Here is a 17,015-nt window from a genome sequence, read left to right as displayed (position 1 = left end):
CATCACTTATCCTTCCCAGGCAAAGGGGCTGTCGAAATCCGCCAGCGCCGGTGCGCTTTTGTCTTTGTCCGACAGGACGGGCGTGCCGTCAAATGCCCAATCGATGCCGCAGCTGTCCCAGGCCACCGCGCCGTCGCACTCGGGCGCGTAGTAATCGGTGCATTTATAAATCACCTCGGTGTCCGGCGCACGGGTCAGGAAGCCGTGCAGGAACCCTTTGGGCACCAACAGCTGCCTGCCGTTCTCAGCGCTCAGTTCAATACCGAACCATTTGCCGTAAGCGGGCGAGCCTTTGCGGATATCCACAGCCACGTCGAACAGAACCCCCTGGCCGCAGCGCACCAGCTTGTCCTGGGCATGGGGCGGGGATTGGAAATGCAGGCCCCGCAGGGTGCCGGTTTGGGCCGAAACAGAATGGTTGTCCTGCACAAAGTCCAGATCGATGCCCTGGGCGGCCAGCCGCTGCCGGTTCCAGCTTTCGCTGAAAAAGCCGCGCGCGTCGCCGAACCGTGCCGGTGTCAGCACCTTCAGCCCAGGCAGCCCTGTTTCGTCTATCTGCATCGCCTCTGACCTCTTGTCTTCTGTGTTTCCGCCTGCATCAGGCCGAAGTACTGCTGCCCGATCCGGTCCCATCTGTAGCGCCGCCGGGCAACGTCGCACAGGGCTGCTGCTGCGGCGGTATCGTCAAATCCGCTGGATATCAACTCTGCCAGCGCCGCGGAGGAGGTGAAAAAGGCGGCCTGCTGTTCGGTGGTGAAGCGGTTGAAGCTGCAATCATAGGCCAGAATCGGCAGGTTGAAATGCATCATCTCGACCAAGGCGGGATTGGTGCCGCCGGCCGAGTGGCCATGCACATAAAGCGATGCGTTCGAGCGCAAACGGCAAAGCGCGCCGGGATCGTAAACCGGGTCCAGCAGATGCAATGCGGGATGGCCGCCGAACTGCGCCCGCAGCCTGCGCCCGAAGGCGCTGTTGTTCCAATTGCCGGCAAAGACCAGCGGCTGCCCGGCCTGCGCAAAAGCTGTCAGGATCATTTCGGGATTGTTCTCAGGCTCAATCCGGCACAGCGCCAAGGCGTAGCGGGCGGGCAGCGCTGTATCATCATCTGGGGAGACGCCAGAACCGGCAAGCGCGTGATCGCCGCCATAGGCGATGACTTCGGCGGTGACGCCGTAGGTTTCACGCAAGTAATCGGCAATGCCCTGGTTGTCGGCAATGACCTGATGCGACCAGTGCACCGCAAGCCCTTCGGACCAGCGCAGGAAACGGCGCGCGGGTCCTTGCCATTTTGCCCGCTGCCATTCGATCCCGTCGACATTGGTGATGATCCGCGCGCGGGACACCAAGCGGATCAGCGGCAGCACACAGGCGCCCGAAACCCCCAGCAGCAGCAGCACGTTATGGCCGCGCCGCACCGCATCCAGCGCTGTCATGGCATCATAAAGGATGCTTTGAATGCCGTTGGCGTTCAGCCGCGAATAGCGCAGCCGGGCGTTCAGGAACCGGGCCGGGCGGCCGGGGTAGGCGCGGGCGCTGCAATAGACGGTCAGATCCGCCTCCTTGCGGTGTTGCGCCATGGAATAGCGCACCAGGTTTTCCGCCAGCGTTTCAAACCCGCCATAGCGTCCCGGCACCCCGACGGTGCCGAGAATGGCGGCTTTCATCTGCGGGGCAGGGCGTGTTTGCAGCGGCGCGAGGCCTGCCAGAAACCGTGCCTTGAAACCCTGCAGGGTAAAGCGGGCCTCGTATTGCGCCCGGTTCTGGCGGGCGCCGTCCGGGTCTGTCCCGGCCAGTTTGGCGGCCAGCGCCTGTGCCAGCGCTTTGGCATTGCCCGGTGCCACCAGCGTGCTGGCGGTGCCCTGCAGTGCCTCGGGCAGACCGCCGGTATCGGAGGCCGCGACCAGGCAACCCGCGCGCAGCGCCTCCAGCGCGGTGGTCGGGAAGGGGTCGGCAAACAGCGACGGGATGCAGGCCACTTTGCTTTGCGCGAAGAAAGCCGCGGCGTCGGGGCGTTCGCCCAGATAATCCAGCTGCAGATGGGTAAAGCCTGCAAATGTGCCGGGCGGCAGGGTCTCGCCGGGCAGGCAGCCGCCCAGGATCAGGATTTTGGCGCCCCGGTGCCGGGGCGTGTCCAGCAGGCGCAGGGCGTTCAGAAAGACGTGAAACCCCTTCTGCGCCGTCAACCGCCCGGCAAAGGCGATGTCCCAGGGGCGGCTGTCGCCGGTGGCGGCGTAGCTTTTGTCCAGATCGGGGATGCCATTGTGAATGACCTGCACCTGCGCGGCGGTTTCCAGCCCCCAGGAATCTTTGATGGCTTGTGAGACGGCTATGACCTGCAGGCCGGACAGCTGTATGGCCGCCTTCAGCACCGCTGCCGCCGCCGGGCCGGGGGCAGTTTCATGCAGATGCAGAATGCAGCGGCGGCGCAACATGCGGCCAATCAGGGCGGCGGGCAAGGTCGCGAAAGTGTTGCAATAGAGGGTCCGGTGGCGGGGAAAACCTCTGCGCAGCAGGGCGGCAAAACGGGCGGAGTTGCGGATCACCTTGGCCAAGCTTTTGAACGGCGCCTGCCGGAAGTCCCGCATCACCAGGACCGGCAGATCCGCCCGTGCGGCATAGCGGGCGGCGGGGTCGTTGCGTTCCACCGCGACCAGCGCATCCACACTATATCCGGCGTCTTCCAGAAAGGTGATGATAAAGCGCGCGATGCGGGACGATCCGTACATGTCGGAGACCGAGTCCAGAAACAGGACCGGCGCGGTGTTATCTGCCTGAGGGGCTGCGCCGGGTGTGGTTTCTTGCGTGGTTGCCGCCGTTCTCCGCGCAAGCCGCCAGGAGGGTTTCAATGATCTCATCAACAATGTGTTCAATATCCCTATCAACTTGGACCGCCGCAAAATGGCGGTTCCCGCGGGCCATCTGCTGCAGCAGATCCACCTGTCTGGCGGTTTCCTGAAGCTCGAGTTCCGGTTTTCTGCCGTGCAGCACCTCTGGCGGGCCATGCAGCGCAAAGATGATGTCCGGTCTGGGTGCCAGACGCTCGATCAGCCGCAGCAGCCGCGCCGGAACAGCCATGCGGTAGCGCAGCTGGTCAAGGCGGATGTCGTTCAGGAAGCGGTCGAAAACCACCAGATCCTTGCGGATCATCCGGGGCAGGACCACCAGGAAATGCCCCAGGATGTAATCGCAGGAAAAATACAGCAGCCGCGCCAGCGACACCGCCCGCCCGTGCGGCACCACATCGTGGGGGTTGGGGTTTTCCTGTTTCTCAGGCGCCGGGTTCCAGAATTTGAGCCGCCCCGGCGTTGGCAGCAGCCGGGGCCGCCAGTAGAGAAGAGTGACGCCGTGAAAAACCGGTGACAGCCTTTTGTGCAGTGCGGCGATCAGGGTGGATTTGCCGGAACCGTCCGGCCCCAGAAACGCAATGCTGCAGCCCACCGGGTGGCGGATCCGCTGCAGGTGCCGGCGGGTTTCCTGCACCGCGGCAATCAGGCGGCGGCGGTGCCCCATGCGCGCCTTGCCATAGCGGGCCAGCTGCCGCCGCAGCGCCGCGCCCTGTTCCGGCAGCCGGCGGGCTGCTGCGGCCTCGGCAGCGTCCAGAATGACAGGGGGAAAGGCGGATTTGAAGGCGTGCATGTCCACGGTGGCGTGCAGGTCCCCGATCCGGGCGGCGCGATAGGCCCGGTTGTCGTTCTTCAGCACATGCCGGACCGCCAGATAGGCCAGCTCGGATTGCGGCGACAGGGTCCAGAACATGCCATTATAGACCCTGTTGCGGGCAAGTTCCGCGTGGCGCAGCACCTCGCCGGTGCGGAAGGAGCCGTAACCCGCCATGATGTCCAGCTTCAGCATCACCCGCCCGGCGCTGCCGCGCTGGACCAGCGTATAGGCACGGCTGCAGGTGCCGGACCAGATATCAAACAGCAGCAGCAGTCCGTTATCCTGCGCGAACTGCCGCACCAGCCTGGCAATCAGTGCCCGGTCGCCGGGGGCGGCTGAGATATCCACGTCCAGATCATATTCCGGGTTCTCGGCCGCGAGGCCGGACAGCACGCAATAAGAGACACCGTGCTCATCAAGGCAAGCAAAGAACCGGAGCAGAAGCTGGTCGCGCTGCGGCAGGCTGAGGCCGTTCATGTCAGCTCCTGTTTGTTGGTTTGCGGCGGCAGTCAGGCCCCGGTTCAGTAGACTTGCAGCACATTGCGCGGCCCCCAGATCAGGATTGTCCCGGCTGCCAGCATCAGGAAAAAGGCAAAGCCGCCGACAGCAAACAGCACGTCCTCGCGCAGCACCCGGCGCAGGAACAGCGCCAGGAACAGCGGCTCCATCATCTGGGCGGGCAGGTAGATCCGGTCGCGGAACAGCACATTGCCCCAGAACAGCGCCGCCAGGATCAGCAGCGCCAGATAGTAGCGCAGCAGCAGTTTTTCGCTGTTTTGCAGCCGCCGCCATTGCAGCAGCGCGCCGAGCAGCACCAGAAGCGGGATTGCATGCTGCGGCTTCAGCGATGCGTTTTCATAGGCGAACTGTCCGGAGGCGGCGTAATGCTGGTAATCCTCGAACCGTTCGATCCAGGGGGCGGCACTGGCGGACACATAGGGGAAGACCAGCAGCAGGGCCGCGGCAGTGCAGATCAGGACGCCCGCGGACAGGGCCGTGCGCCGTGCGGTGGTCAGATCGGCGGCGGACAGGAACAGCGCATGACCCAGTGCGGAATAGTGAAAGCCGCCGCCCGCCAGCGCCAGGGCGAAAAAGCTGCGTCTGCGCCCCGCAGTAACCAGGATCAGCGTGGCATGCAGGATCAGCGCCGCCGCCAGGCCGTTGCGCAGGATCAGGATGTTCACGGTCCAGAACACCGGCGAGGCGCAATACAGCGCAAAGGCAAACCCGGCCAGCCGGGGGTTGAAGCGCGCAAAGCCCAGGTAGACAATCAGGTTGGCGGCAAAGGCGCTGGCGAACAAGTAGAACGTGCCATCGGTGCTGAAGTGGCGCAGCAGGCGGAGCGCGGCGATATAGGCGGTCTCGACAAAGCGCTCGAACCGTTCGGGGTGGCTGTACATTTCCAGATAGATCCGGGTGTCGGCGCCAAGCTGGACATCGCGCCAGCTGACCGCCAGCGAAACCAGGGCAACAACCGGCAGGCCGGCCAGCAGCTGCCCCGGCCGGCCTTTGACTTGCAGCGCCGCCAGGGATGCGAGGCCCGCAGCCAGGACAATGGCAAAATAGATCAGATGCACCGGCGCGATCATGCGGCGTCCTGCGCGGGTGCTGCCAGCAGGCGCTGCAGCATTACCGGGCCGGCAGGGCAGGCATTGCCCCGGAAAATCCGGTCCAGAAGATAGGCGATCAGCAGGAAGCGGGCCCCCTCGGGCGATCCGCGGTGCCAGCGGGCCTGCATCAGGCGCAGCAGTGGCGCCGGATCGCCCGAGGGCGGCGCGGCACCGGTGCTGAGCAGGAAATGCAAATGGTCCCAGCCCAGCGGGCGGCGGGCCGACAGCTCCCAGTCGAAGACATAAAGGCGGGCGCCGGTTGCGGTGCAGTTCCAGGGGGTGAAGTCGCCATGCGCCAGGGCGGCAGGCACCGTGCTGCGGGCAAGGATACGGCGCAGGGTTTCCAGCCCGCGGGCGGCCAGATCGGTTGACGCCGGCAGCAGGGATTTTGCTGCCGCGGCCTGCTGCTGCTGCAGACCGTAAAGGTATTGCCCGCTGAGAGGGGCTGCCGTTTTCGCCGCCATTTCGTCCAGAAAGCCGGAATGGCCTTGGCCCAGGGTGCGGGCGGGTTTGAAATCCGGGCGGGTCTCGTCGCTGCAGATATACGCCCGGCGGGGGCCGAACCGGGTATATCCCAGCACGGACGGCAGCAGCGCCGAGGACAGGTCCAGCTTGCGCACGGATCGCAGCGCCCGCACCTCATTTGCGATCAGCGTGTTGGCAAGCGGCGAGCAGGCCAGTTTCAGATAGGCGTTTTCGCGGCTGTGCGCGCCGCGCAGCTGCACCGTTATCTTGCGCTCAGGCCCCGGTGTGCCCGAGAAGAAAGCCGCCGATGGCCAGCTGTGCAGGCAGGAAGCGTGGGCGCGCGCCTTCAGATAGATGCGGTTGCGGGCCCAGACCGGGCGCAGCCCCGCGCCGTTGAGGGCCAGCACGGCGGATTTCGCCAGCCGCGCGCGGCGCGACATCGGGGTCAGCATCCGCAAGGCATCGGCCACAGCCGCGCGCCCCAGAAGCGGCACCAGCAGCCAGCGCTGGACGCTGGCGGCCCTCAGCACGGCAAAGGCGGTGGCGCCGGGATCAGCAGCGGCGCAATGTTCAATGCCCAGCAGGTCCAGTTCTTCGATGAAGCCGGGGAAGCCGGGCTGCGTGACGGGAAACATGCAAGGATTCATAGCAACGGCAGCCGCAGGCCAAGGGTCCGGTATCCGCCGGCCGCCAGCGGCAGATAGGCTGCCAGAACACCGGCCGTGGCGGCCATGCCTGCGCCCTGCAACCCGTAGTGCGGCACCAGCAGCCAAGTGGCGGTGGCAAGAACCGCCGCGCCGGTCAGCTGGCTGGCCACGCAATAGGCCTGATGGCCGGTCATCAGCAACATCACCGTCACCGGCCCGAAGGCTGCGCGCACCAGCTGCGCAGCAAGCAGCAGCAGCATCACCGGGTAGATGCCGCCGGCATAGGTTTGGCCCAGCAGCAGGCGGATGATCTCTTCGCCAAAGACATACAGCGGCGCGGCAATCAGCAGGGCCGCTGCAAACCCGGCCAGCGTCAGGGTCAGGTACAGCTTCCGGAGGCCGTCAAAATTGCCCTGCGAGTACAGGCTGACAACCCGGGTGGCCATCAGCAGCTCCAGGATGCCGACCGGCAGTGCGGCAAACTGCGCCGCCTTATCCGCCAGATTGTAATAGGAGACGTGCTCCTCCTGCAGCAGGACGCCAACCAGAAGCAGGTTCAGCTGCAGGCCCAGGATCATCAGCACCGCATAGGCGATGTAGGTTTTGCTTTGCGCGGCGACCGGGCGGACCAGGGCGGGGGCGCGGGCGGTATCGGCGGTGCCGCGAAACCCTGCGGTCAGCCGTCTGAGCCGCCATTGCGACAGCACCGCGCCCAGCCCATAGCCGGCGGCCATTGCGGCCAGCGCAGCCCAGGCGGTCCGGCTGCCGGTGAGGGAAATCATCAGCAGCAGGGCAGCAGCCGAGGCTGCCGGGGCCAGGATCAGGAGGCAGAGCTGCCCTTCGGCGGCCCGCTCAAGCCCGCGCAGCGCGGCACTGCCGATGTTGATCACCCCGATAAAGGCGGCAACCAGAAAGATCAGCGCAACGGTGCCGCCGGTGAGCGGCAGCGGCAGGGCGCGGGCGCTCCAGCCGGCGGCGAGCAGCAGCAGGTACAAGAGCGCCGCAAGGCTGACCAGCAGCATCGCGGCGGCAATGTGCGGCCGGATTTCAGGCTGCCGGCCGCTCTTGTGAAGCTCTGCCACCCGACGGGTCAGAAATTGCGACACCCCGCCGGAGGCCGCCGCGGCGCCGATCGCGGCCAGCGACCAGGCGATGGCATAGACGCCGTATTCCTGCGGCCCCAGCCAGCGCGCCAGCAGCACCGAGATCGACAGCACCAGCGGCACCGACGCCAGTTTGATGATCCCGACAACAGCGCCGTTGCGCAGATAAAAGGAAAGAGTGCCTGCCGGGCGGGGCTTGGGCCGGGTCTTGGGCCGGGGACGGGGCGGGCTGTGGAAATCATTCCGGTAGCTCAGACAGATCCGGCTGCCGTGCCGGACTGCGCCAAAAGGGAGCAGTAAACGTCTGAGTGCCGTGCCGTGATTGCATCATAATTATACCTGTACAAAGCCAGATCCATTGCAACCCTGGCTTTTAACTGCCGCAGACCCTCATCCCCGGCCAGCGTCAATAATGCCTGCGCCAGCACTCCGGCAGCATCGCCGGAGTGCGGCGGCGGCAGGGTTATGCCGGCCTCCTGACCCACCGCCCGGCCAATGGCGTCCCCCTCCAGGCAGACGGTGGGCAGGCCGGTCAGCATGGCCTGCAGCAGAATGGTCGCCAGCCCGTGGTGGTAGCTGGGGTAAAGAAAGACATCAGCGCGGTTCAGCTCGCCCAGCAGCGTCTCCATCGGCAATTTCCCGGTCAGGGTTACCGCGGCATCCAGGTTGTTGCGGGTGATCACCTTGCGGATCGCAGTCTCCTGGTTGCCAGCGCCAACCATCGTGAGCCGGGATTGCGGATAGGCGGCATGAAATGCGGCAAAGGCGCGGACTGCCAAAAGCGCGCCTTTCCAATCAACAAATTCACCTGCATAGATAATCCGGATCACCCTGCCGCGCTGCGGCTTGGATTTCCGCAGCGCCATCCGCGGCGCAGGTTCAATCCCGGTCTGCACAAAAGGCACCACTTTGTTCTGCAGTCCAGCGGGGAAATTGCCCGGCGTGTGCGACAGGATCACATCCGCCCTGGCGCGGGTGCGGCGGACGGCGGGGTCCAGATTGCGCAGGCAAAAGCGCAGCGCAGAGCGGGCGGTATCCTTGAGCCGGGCGCGCCAGGGCATCTGCCTGCGGATCAGAGGATGGGTGTTTTCACTGCCCACCGGTCCCCAGACAAACGGCTTTTTCTGAAAGGCGGCACCGGAGGGCATCCAGTCCATGCCGCCGGTCAGATGGTGGATGACATCAAAGCCGTATTGCCGGTCAAACCGGCGGATTGCGGCGGCAGAGCCAAGCTGCCAGAGGTAGTAATACAGCAAAAAGTTCTTTTTTCCGCGGCCCTTCAGGGCGGTGAACAGGGGCGGCAGGTCGTAATAGAGGAGCTTTAAATCCGGGTTCCGGTTTGCCGCGGCCAGGGCAGGCTGGTTGTTGCTGCGGGTCAGCACCCAGACCTGATGCGCGCCTGCCAGCCGGTTTGCCAGCGCCCAGCCGATTTCGCCTTCACCGCCTTTGCCCGGCTCGCAGGCATATGCCAGAATGAGTACTCTCAAAATTCCCTCAGCAAAATGGCGGGTGGCGGCACCCACCCCTGTTTCAGAGGCGGAGCGCATCCCTTCCGATCGGTTGCGGGTCAGGGCGGGCCGCCGGGGCGGCGGCATAAAACTGCGTTTATTGATACTGCAATACCGCTCAATCTGCTATGCAAGCATGGCGCGAGTAATCATTTATTATGGATTTTTAATAAATTAGTCAAAATGGATACTGCCTGAGGGCCTCCAGCCGGAAAAGCGTATTCCTCAGCTCTGGGTAAAGGACCTGGAGCAGGCTCAGGACCCGTTCCTGTTTGATAACCGGAACATGACGGTTGCAGCGAAAGCGGCGCCCGCCAAGAACACCGTTGGGCGGTGGCCGTATCAGGTTGCAACCCGGCGCACCGCTGTCAGCATGGAAGGATCAAGCCCTGCTGCACCGCCCGGACCACTGCAAAGGTCCGGGTGTTCACGCCCAGGGCAGCCATCGCATTTCTGATGTGAAAGTCGACTGTGTGGCGGCTGATGTTGAGGATGATCTCGATTTCCGCTGAAGATTTCCCCAAGGCTGCAAGCTGCAGGCATTCCAGTGCCCGCGGAGAAATGCCGCCGGCTGACTGGGCTTCGCCTTCAGAGGGAACGGTGTCGCTTACCGCCTGGCCGATCAGCTGCCCGTAATAGGTCGCACGGGACAAGTCCTTGTCTGAATATGCTTTTTTCCGCGAGCTGGAGAAGGACACGATCTGAATGCTGCCATCGAACTGCCGCGAGGACAGCAGCACCCCGGAATGAATGCCGAAATCGCCGGCCGCCTTGTAAACCTGATCATGTTTTTTCTGAAACGAGGCGCAATTCCGCACGGTTTGCCAGCAAATGGCCCGGCTGGTGCGGGGGGCGAACTGAATGACCGGGTCAGAGCCGATCAGGCCGGTGCTGCGGTAATGCGCCGTCCACTCCTTGGGGAAGTTTGTTTTCATGCTCTGCTGCGCTGCAGTGATGCCGCGGGTGGTTTCCGCGGTTATGTGGCAGGCGGCGAAATACTCAAAATCCGTGTTTTCCTGAAGTTCGCTGAACAGGCTGTCCACAATGGAGCCGCGCGCGTTGCATCCGCTAGAAACAGCATTCTGCATCACCAAATCCTAAAAAATTAACCTAACGTAAGGTTATTTCAGGTCCGCCCTGGGCGCAACTTATAATTGTGGCTCAGCCCTGCGCGAATCTGCTATGCGGGATGTCGGAAAGAACACGCCGATACAGGCTCTTTTCCTCACTCAGGGTTGCATTTCCAGACCATAACCACACTTGTGGGTGAAGCATCCCTAGCAGAGACCCGACTTCAGATGGCCAAGAAATTTATCACTTTCGCAATCGCCCTTTTACTGGCCGGTCTGGCCGTCACAGCCGCCTTGCGGGTCTGGCCCGCGCAGAGCGCCCGGGCGATGATCTCTGCCTTTGTCTATGTCTCCGGATTGGCGGCGAAACAGGCTGAAACCAAGGTTGGCACTGTGCATTATCTTGAGGGCGGCGAGGGAGAAACGGTTGTCCTGCTGCACGGTATATTTGCGCGCAAGGAACATTGGATCGACATGTCCCGGCAGCTGAGCGGCGGCTACCGCGTTATCGCGCTGGATCTGCCTGGGTTCGGGGACAATTCCGTGCTGCCGGAAGGGGAGTATGATTATGCCGGGCAGGCGCAGAACCTCATGGCGGTGCTTGATACGATTGGGGTGGAGCGCTTTCATCTGGCGGCAAATTCGATGGGCGGGCAGATTGCCGGCCTGGTGGCCACGCAGTTTCCTGACCGGGTCGCCAGTGTTGCCTTTATCGGCAGCCCCGTCGGCGTGAATTCGCCGCAGGAAAGCAAGTTTGAAGCAGCAATGCGGACAGAGCAGAAAACCCTGGTGGTCGACAGCCGGGAGTCCTTTGAGAAGCGCAACGCCTTGTTGTTCCCGGAAAAACCATATGTGCCTGCAGTGATTGAAAACCTGTGGGCGGGTCAGGAAATTGCCAATGCGCAGGCAAACCGGCGGATTTGGCAGGAGGTCAACGGCTCGGATACGGTTCCCCTGCAGAGGCTTGCCACCCGTATCACCCAGCCGAGCCTGATTGTCTGGTGCCGGGAGGACCGGATTTTCGATCCCAGCGGCGCGGCGGTACTGGCCGAGGCCCTGCCGGATTCCGAACTGGTCTGGCTGGATCAATGCGGCCATGTGCCGATGCTGGACCAGCCGGCCGGGTCGGGCCGGGCGCTGCGCGCCTTTCTGGATGCGCAGCACTAGGGCCGGACGAATCCCGGCACTCCCGGCCGGGGCAGCGGGGCCGGGGCCGGCCGGAGTGCACGCAACTATCAGGTTACAGTGTTTACCGCTGCCGGGATCATCCTGACACTGCCACTCAAATTCAGCGAAGCGGGGCTTGGGTGACATGCGGACTATCATCGTGAACAATCAGAATATCGGGAAATACGCGCATTACTGGCGCGCGCATTTCAAGCTGCGGCACCAGATATTCGTTGAACGTCTGGGCTGGGACCTGAACAGCTACGACGGCATGGAGTTCGATGAATTCGACACGCCGGCAACCGAATATGTCCTGTGCATCAACAACGCCGATCAGGTGGTCGGCGTCTCGCGGCTGCTGCCGACATCCTGCACCTATATGATCGAAAAGAGTTTTTCGCAGGAATATGACGGACCGCTGCCCAAAAGCGACCGCGTCTGGGAAGCAACACGGTTCGGCGTTTGCCGGTCGCTGAACGGCGCCGAGCGGTCTGAGGCAATCGACGCCATCACCAGCCGGATCTACAATTTCGGCCAGCAGCAGGGCCTGTCAGAGTTTCTGCTGCTGATGCCGTTGTTCATCTATTCACGGATCCTGATCCCGCGCGGATACGATCTGAAGGTTCTGGGTAAGCCCTGGCGCTGCGGCAATATGACCATCGCCGTTGCCCGCGTCCGGGTTGAGCAGGCCGAAAGCACAATCCGCCTGACAGCCTGACGGCCCGTCCGGCGTGCGGACAGCGTTTATCACAAAAAGGAAGTTCGATTATGCCTGAGGATACCCTCGAGGAGTTTTCAATCGCGCCCGGAGACCGCATTTGCGTCACCGGCGGCGGCGGCTATCTGGGCCGCCATGTGGCCGCGGCCCTGCTGGCCCGGGGATTGCGGGTGGTGATTACCCTGCGCGACATTCAAAAGGCCGGCCCGGTCCGCGCCTCGCTGCAGGACTACCTGGGCAAGGACAGCCTGCCGCTGGAATTCATCGAGGCCGATCTGACCTCTGACAACGGCTGGGATCTGGCGGCGCAATCAAGCCGGGCGATCATCCACACGGCCTCGCCCTTTCCTGACCGCCCGCCCAAGAACCCGCAGCATCTGGTGAAACTGGCGGCAGAAGGCACCGAACGGGTGCTGCGCGCCGCCGCCGCCCATGGCACCCGCCGCGTTGTGGTGACGTCTTCCATCGCCGCGGTCACGATGAAACCGCTGGAGCCGGGCCGCCTGTGTTACGACGAAAGCGACTGGAGCGACCCGGAGGATCCCCGCACCGATGCTTATGCGTTGTCGAAACTGAACGCCGAGCGCCGGGCCTGGGAACTGGCGGAGGAACTGGGGCTGGAGATGACTGTCATCAACCCCGGCCTTGCCTTCGGGCCGCCCATCGGCAGCAGCGGCGCAACGTCCATCGGCGTCATCCAGCGGTTCCTGAAGGGCCGCGATCCGGCGCTTCCCAATGCGGGTTTCCCCTGTGTCGATGTCCGCGATGCGGCCGAAGCCCATGTGCAGGCACTGCTGCGCAACGGCGCCTGCGGGCAGCGGATCATTGCCGCCAGTGAAACCCGGACGATGGTTGAAATTGCCAGGGTGATTGCCAAGCAGTTCCCGAGCCGGGCCATCAAGACCGGTGCCGCCCCGGATTCGATGGTGCGGGCTGCGGCGAAATTCGACCCGGTTCTGCAGAATGTCCTGCCGCATCTGGGCGTGGCGCCGGAAGTATCCTGCGACCGCGCAAAGACGCTGCTGGAGCTCAGCTTCCGCCCGATTGATAACAGCATCGCGGAAACCAGCCGGGTGCTGATGCAGCAGGAACTGGCCGCCGCGGATTAATCCGCGGCCCAGTCCGGCGGGGCCGGCATAATACCGGTTTCCTGGGCGATCCTGTCCCGCAGCAAGCGGGCCAGGGCGCTCCGGAACCGCAGCGAGGTCCCGCCCATATTGGTCACCGGCATGATCAGCCGCAGGCTGTTGCAGGCAAAAACCTCATCCGCGGACTGCAGCTCAGTAGCGGTGAGCGAGGCTTCTTCGGCGGTCAGCCCTGCGTCTGCCGCCAGACACAACAGAAGCCCCCGCGTAACCCCCGGCAAGACCCCGTCGTGCACCGGCGGGGTGATCAGCCTGCGGCCTTTGATGGCAAAGATGTTTGCCATCGTGGTGCAGGCGGCAAACCCGCGGGTGTTCAGGAACAGCGCATCACCCAGCCCTTTCTGGCGGGCGGTGCCTGTGGCCAGGATCGCATCGAGATAAGATGCGGCGGTTTTCCACTGGCTGAGAGGCGAGGTCTCGTTTCTGGCGGCTTCGGCAATATCCAGCGCAACCGGCTGGAATTGCAGCGACGGCGGCAACGGCGACAGCGTGGCGGTCACCCGGCTGTAGTGCGACAGATCGGTTGCCAGCCCGCGTGCCCCTGCACCGCGGCTGATGGACACCCGCAGGATCGCAGCTGCGTCCGTTTCGGCGCAGATGCCGTAAGCGGCTGAAATCAGGCGGCAGTCCGCACGATGGGCAAAGAAATCCGCCGTATGTTCCAGCCGCCGCTGGTGGGCCTGCCGCAGCACTGCCTTGCCGCCCAGGCAGAGCACCGTGTCAAACACCGCATCGCCAAGCGTGGCGCCGCGTTCGGATGCCGCATAGACCGGGCTGCCGGGCGGGTGGAATTCGCCGTCCGACCACAGCAGCGGCAGCGCCTTACCGCCGGTCATTCCGCAGCCTGCGGCTGGCTGCCCGCAGCCCCAAGCCCGATGGAGCGCGCCAGCGCGTCCTTGAAGGCAGGGATCATTTCATTTTCCATTTCGGCACAGGACACCGCGTCTTCGTCCCACAGGAAGACAGCGCGCAGGCTGTCCGGAGTTGTGGTGATCAGAAGCATGATCTTGCCCGGCGGAAACAGCTGCGGAAAGCTGAAGTACCTGCGGGTCTGCAATGCCGAGGCGTTCAGTATCTGCGGCGGTACAGGGCCGATGTTGGACAGGATAAACGGCGATTTCACCACCAGCATCAGCACCAGTTTGGTCGCCAGCACCTTGGGCAGAAAGGCGATCACCTTGTGGTAAAAGGCATAGCGGGTGAGGTCATCCAGCACCTTGCCCGCGCGCAGGGTCTCAACCGTTTCAAAAATCCGCTCGCGCTGGGTCCGGGTTGACGGGCCGGAGGGAACCTCGATCGCATAGGGCACGGCGCAGATGTCATAGTAGCCGTCCAGATCCTGGTCCGAAAACGGCCTGAGCGAGAAATTGTCGATCAGCTTGACCTTGCCCTTGGGCTTTTGCCCCCTGGCGGCATTGAAGGCGGTGATCGTTTCAACCCAGGCCGCAAGGTAGAAAGGGTGCCGGCTGATCTGTTCGGAGCGGGCAAACTGGCGCAGGTGCTGCCAGACATCGGGGCCAAGATCCTCAAAACGCACCCGGGTCCGTCCGCGCTGCAGCTTGCTGCTGGTGTTGCCCGCCAGCGCCACCGGGGCGGTCACCGTTTCGCGCAGCATGTCCAGCATTGTCGCCGCGAATGATCGCAGATGCCGCCAGGCGGACCATTTGGGCATGAACAGTTTGGCATTTGCCCTGTCCGGAACGCCGGCCGGGCTTTCAACGGGGACCTCGCCGCGCATCAGCGCCTCATAGGCGCTGACCAGCTGAACCGAGATCAGGTTGGCGGATTTTCCGCAGGTGTAGATATGGCTGGTGACGCTTTGCAGGATGGTCAGGTCGTCATATTCGGTGACAAAGATCCGCCACGGCGGGCCATTGGCGTGGTCCAGCGGCTCACCCCAGACATTTTGCGGCACCAGCTGGTCGGCGGCCTGTTCCGGGCAGCGTCCCCGCGTGCGCACATAGCGGATGTCGGGTTGCGCCTGCGGGTTGCGGGTCCAGCCCCACCCGGTCAGCCCGGCAAAAGAGCCGGCCGCCTGCAGGGCCGCATGGCGCCGCGACACCGAGGCCGCGGCCTGGCGCAGGACATCCAGATCCGGTGCGTTTTCCAGTTCGAACCAGTCGCAGGAATTGCCGTTCAGCCCCTGACGGGCAAGCATCTTTTCATAATAGATGTAGATGCGGTTCAGCGTCGTCATCGGGTTGCGTTCAGGCATTGGCCAGTTCCTTGGCCGCTGCGGGCTTGCCTGCCGGTGTTTGCGGCTGTGCGGCCTCCGCTGCGGGCTGCTGCCGCAACTGTTCGCGGATTTCGCGTTTCAGCACTTTGCCAGTCAGCCCGCGCGGCGGTTTGACGCCCTCCGGCAGGATGATCACCTCCGACAGGTGCTGCGCCCAGCTGCAGTTTGCTTTCACCGCTGCCAGCAAATCCGCAGGGCTGCCCGCATGTCCCGGCGCCATCTGCAGCAGCAGCACTGCCTCGTCCGGGCCAGAGGCCGGGCGGGCCGCGAGAGCGGCTTCTTGCACAAATGGCAATTTCAGCGCTTCTTCTTCAACCGGCAGACCGTAGACCGGGCCCTGGGCAGTGTTCACCGTGTCGACATCGCGGTCGATCTGGTAGAACCGCCCGAAATTGTCGCGGAAGCCGACATCCCCGGTCCACCACCAGCCGTCGCGGACCACATCATGGGTGCGGTCATGCTGGTTCCAGTAGCCTTTGAACAGCGTCGGCCCTTTGACCATCATCCGCCCGACCTTGTGGGCTGGCAGACGGCGGCCTTCGGCATCGGCAATTTTCACCGCCGGGCTGGCCGGTGTCGGCCGCCCCACCATCCGGCCGAAATTCCGGGTCCGCCGTTCGCTGATCTTCACCAGCGCCGCAAAGCCGATTTCGGAGGTCCCGAAGAACTCCATGAACAGGGAGCTGACCAGCGGTTTGCCGAACAGCCGCAAAAAGGCGCCCTTGGCCGTCAGCTGCCGGATGTAATGTTCGTGCATGGCGTCGCCGCTGGACATCCACATGCGGACCGACGACAGGTTGTAACCGTCCAGGCCGGTCTGGCACATGTTCTGGTAGATGTCGGGAAAGGCAAAGAACAGGCGCGGCTGCCAGTCGCTGATGGACTGCAGGATGTGCCTGGCGCTTAGGTCCGTCACCACATGGGTCCGCACCCCGGCCGCAAGCGAGGTGATGCAGCCGGCCTGGCTGATGTGATGGTTCATCCAGCCTGCGAACATCACCGGGTTGCGGCGGGTAATGAACTGGATCCGCATCTGGCCCTGGGCCGCCAGAATGAAACTGTCCGACCCGTGCAGAACCCCCTTGGGGAAACCGGTGGTGCCGGATGTGTGGCAGATCATGACATGCTGATCGCGGTCCATATGCGGCGGGGTGTATTCCACCGCTGCCCGGGCAAAGGCGTCCGGTACCGGGATCACCTCGACACCCGGGGCGGCCAGGCTGCCATTGGTCAAAAAGACCCGCTCAATCCCGTCCAGCGGCAGGCCGCTGTCCAGCAGGCTCTGCAGTCCGGCGCAATCGGTTACAACTGTCCTGGCACCGCTGTGGCGGATGAAGTTCAGGAAATTCTGCACCGGCATCCGGCCATTGACCGGAACCGAGATGGCGCCCCGGCGCATCGCCGCATAGCTCCACAGAAAATAATCCAGCGAGTTGCCTTTCCAGATTGCCACCCGGTCGAACCGGCGGACGCCATGGCTGTGCAGCATGTGGCACAGCCGGTTGACGGTACGCCGCAGCCCGCCCCCGGTCAGCCCGTCATCCGGGATGCCGTACTGCGGCAGCTGCTCATCGGTGGTGAAAAAGATCTCATGCTCGCGTCCCGCGATTGCGGTGTCCATCAGGGTTGCGATATTGACAGTGCGGTCGAGAATGAATTGCAGACGTTTCGGAAACACGGTTAAGC

14 protein-coding genes are annotated in these 17,015 nt (G+C 63.8%); 3 read left to right on the top strand and 11 right to left on the bottom strand.

Annotated elements, in window-relative coordinates:
• Positions 1-6 precede the first annotated feature (6 nt).
• The 8 genes from rfbC to ETW23_RS23435 form a co-directional block, all read right to left on the bottom strand.
• Positions 7-561: a dTDP-4-dehydrorhamnose 3,5-epimerase gene (gene rfbC / locus ETW23_RS23465; protein WP_134831640.1), complete on the bottom strand. Its 555-nt coding sequence runs from the start codon at positions 559-561 to the stop codon at positions 7-9.
• Positions 552-2,855: a glycosyltransferase gene (locus ETW23_RS23460; RefSeq protein ID WP_167738210.1), complete on the bottom strand. Its 2,304-nt coding sequence runs from the start codon at positions 2,853-2,855 to the stop codon at positions 552-554. Before ETW23_RS23460 ends, rfbC begins: the two co-directional genes overlap by 10 nt.
• Entirely contained in the window at positions 2,764-4,137 is a 1,374-nt protein-coding gene (locus ETW23_RS25295) for a hypothetical protein (protein ID WP_167738209.1), read from the bottom strand. Before ETW23_RS25295 ends, ETW23_RS23460 begins: the two co-directional genes overlap by 92 nt.
• 44 nt (positions 4,138-4,181) lie before the next feature.
• Positions 4,182-5,249, bottom strand: coding sequence for an EpsG family protein (locus ETW23_RS23455; RefSeq protein WP_134831638.1), 1,068 nt, complete (start codon positions 5,247-5,249; stop codon positions 4,182-4,184).
• Positions 5,246-6,370, bottom strand: coding sequence for a phosphotransferase (locus tag ETW23_RS23450; protein WP_167738208.1), 1,125 nt, complete (start codon positions 6,368-6,370; stop codon positions 5,246-5,248). The genes ETW23_RS23455 and ETW23_RS23450 overlap by 4 nt, the downstream gene beginning before the upstream one ends.
• An 8-nt stretch (positions 6,371-6,378) precedes the next feature.
• Positions 6,379-7,650 (bottom strand): lipopolysaccharide biosynthesis protein, encoded by a 1,272-nt coding sequence (locus tag ETW23_RS23445; protein ID WP_302658749.1) that lies wholly within the window; start codon positions 7,648-7,650, stop codon positions 6,379-6,381.
• 86 nt (positions 7,651-7,736) lie between these two features.
• Positions 7,737-8,972: a glycosyltransferase family 4 protein gene (locus ETW23_RS23440; protein WP_167738206.1), complete on the bottom strand. Its 1,236-nt coding sequence runs from the start codon at positions 8,970-8,972 to the stop codon at positions 7,737-7,739.
• Positions 8,973-9,361: 389 nt separating this feature from the next.
• The gene (locus ETW23_RS23435; protein ID WP_134831634.1) at positions 9,362-10,081 is read right to left on the bottom strand and encodes a LuxR family transcriptional regulator; all 720 of its coding nucleotides are present in this window, start codon (positions 10,079-10,081) and stop codon (positions 9,362-9,364) included.
• A gap of 210 nt (positions 10,082-10,291) precedes the next feature.
• Between ETW23_RS23435 and ETW23_RS23430 the strand changes: the two genes are divergently transcribed.
• The 3 genes from ETW23_RS23430 (at position 10,292) to ETW23_RS23420 (ending at position 13,057) form a co-directional block, all read left to right on the top strand.
• Positions 10,292-11,230 (top strand): alpha/beta fold hydrolase, encoded by a 939-nt coding sequence (locus ETW23_RS23430; protein WP_134831633.1) that lies wholly within the window; start codon positions 10,292-10,294, stop codon positions 11,228-11,230.
• A 145-nt stretch (positions 11,231-11,375) separates the two neighbouring features.
• Complete coding sequence (locus ETW23_RS23425; protein ID WP_129373358.1) at positions 11,376-11,948, top strand: acyl-homoserine-lactone synthase; 573 nt, start codon at positions 11,376-11,378, stop codon at positions 11,946-11,948.
• A 50-nt stretch (positions 11,949-11,998) separates the two neighbouring features.
• Entirely contained in the window at positions 11,999-13,057 is a 1,059-nt protein-coding gene (locus tag ETW23_RS23420; RefSeq protein WP_134831632.1) for an NAD-dependent epimerase/dehydratase family protein, read from the top strand.
• Here the strand turns inward: ETW23_RS23420 and ETW23_RS23415 are convergent.
• The 3 genes from ETW23_RS23415 to ETW23_RS23405 are packed head-to-tail and all read right to left on the bottom strand — an operon-like array spanning position 13,054 to position 17,007.
• Positions 13,054-13,929: an aminotransferase class IV gene (locus ETW23_RS23415; protein WP_134831631.1), complete on the bottom strand. Its 876-nt coding sequence runs from the start codon at positions 13,927-13,929 to the stop codon at positions 13,054-13,056. The two genes, ETW23_RS23420 and ETW23_RS23415, sit on opposite strands and share 4 nt — an antisense overlap.
• Positions 13,926-15,308 (bottom strand): hypothetical protein, encoded by a 1,383-nt coding sequence (locus ETW23_RS23410; RefSeq protein WP_134831630.1) that lies wholly within the window; start codon positions 15,306-15,308, stop codon positions 13,926-13,928. Before ETW23_RS23410 ends, ETW23_RS23415 begins: the two co-directional genes overlap by 4 nt.
• Positions 15,301-17,007 carry a class I adenylate-forming enzyme family protein gene (locus ETW23_RS23405; RefSeq protein WP_167738205.1) on the bottom strand — a complete coding sequence of 569 codons (1,707 nt, stop codon included), beginning with the start codon at positions 17,005-17,007 and terminating at the stop codon, positions 15,301-15,303. Before ETW23_RS23405 ends, ETW23_RS23410 begins: the two co-directional genes overlap by 8 nt.
• Positions 17,008-17,015: the final 8 nt, after the last annotated feature.

Origin of the sequence: Leisingera sp. NJS201 (assembly GCF_004535885.1) — a bacterium.
Classification (GTDB): Bacteria; Pseudomonadota; Alphaproteobacteria; order Rhodobacterales; family Rhodobacteraceae; genus Leisingera.
The sequence above is the reverse complement of the archived record's forward strand: the minus strand, read 5'-3'. Positions and strand labels throughout refer to the sequence as shown.

Coding starts and splice junctions, on each gene's coding strand:
- ETW23_RS23460 (WP_167738210.1), bottom strand. CDS start 2,855: ATGAGATCATTGAAACCCTCCTGGCGGCTTGCGCGGAGAACGGCGGCA.
- ETW23_RS23410 (WP_134831630.1), bottom strand. CDS start 15,308: ATGCCTGAACGCAACCCGATGACGACGCTGAACCGCATCTACATCTAT.
- ETW23_RS23415 (WP_134831631.1), bottom strand. CDS start 13,929: ATGACCGGCGGTAAGGCGCTGCCGCTGCTGTGGTCGGACGGCGAATTC.
- ETW23_RS23420 (WP_134831632.1), top strand. CDS start 11,999: ATGCCTGAGGATACCCTCGAGGAGTTTTCAATCGCGCCCGGAGACCGC.
- ETW23_RS23425 (WP_129373358.1), top strand. CDS start 11,376: ATGCGGACTATCATCGTGAACAATCAGAATATCGGGAAATACGCGCAT.
- ETW23_RS23430 (WP_134831633.1), top strand. CDS start 10,292: ATGGCCAAGAAATTTATCACTTTCGCAATCGCCCTTTTACTGGCCGGT.
- ETW23_RS23455 (WP_134831638.1), bottom strand. CDS start 5,249: ATGATCGCGCCGGTGCATCTGATCTATTTTGCCATTGTCCTGGCTGCG.
- ETW23_RS23435 (WP_134831634.1), bottom strand. CDS start 10,081: ATGCAGAATGCTGTTTCTAGCGGATGCAACGCGCGCGGCTCCATTGTG.
- rfbC (WP_134831640.1), bottom strand. CDS start 561: ATGCAGATAGACGAAACAGGGCTGCCTGGGCTGAAGGTGCTGACACCG.
- ETW23_RS23450 (WP_167738208.1), bottom strand. CDS start 6,370: ATGTTTCCCGTCACGCAGCCCGGCTTCCCCGGCTTCATCGAAGAACTG.
- ETW23_RS25295 (WP_167738209.1), bottom strand. CDS start 4,137: ATGAACGGCCTCAGCCTGCCGCAGCGCGACCAGCTTCTGCTCCGGTTC.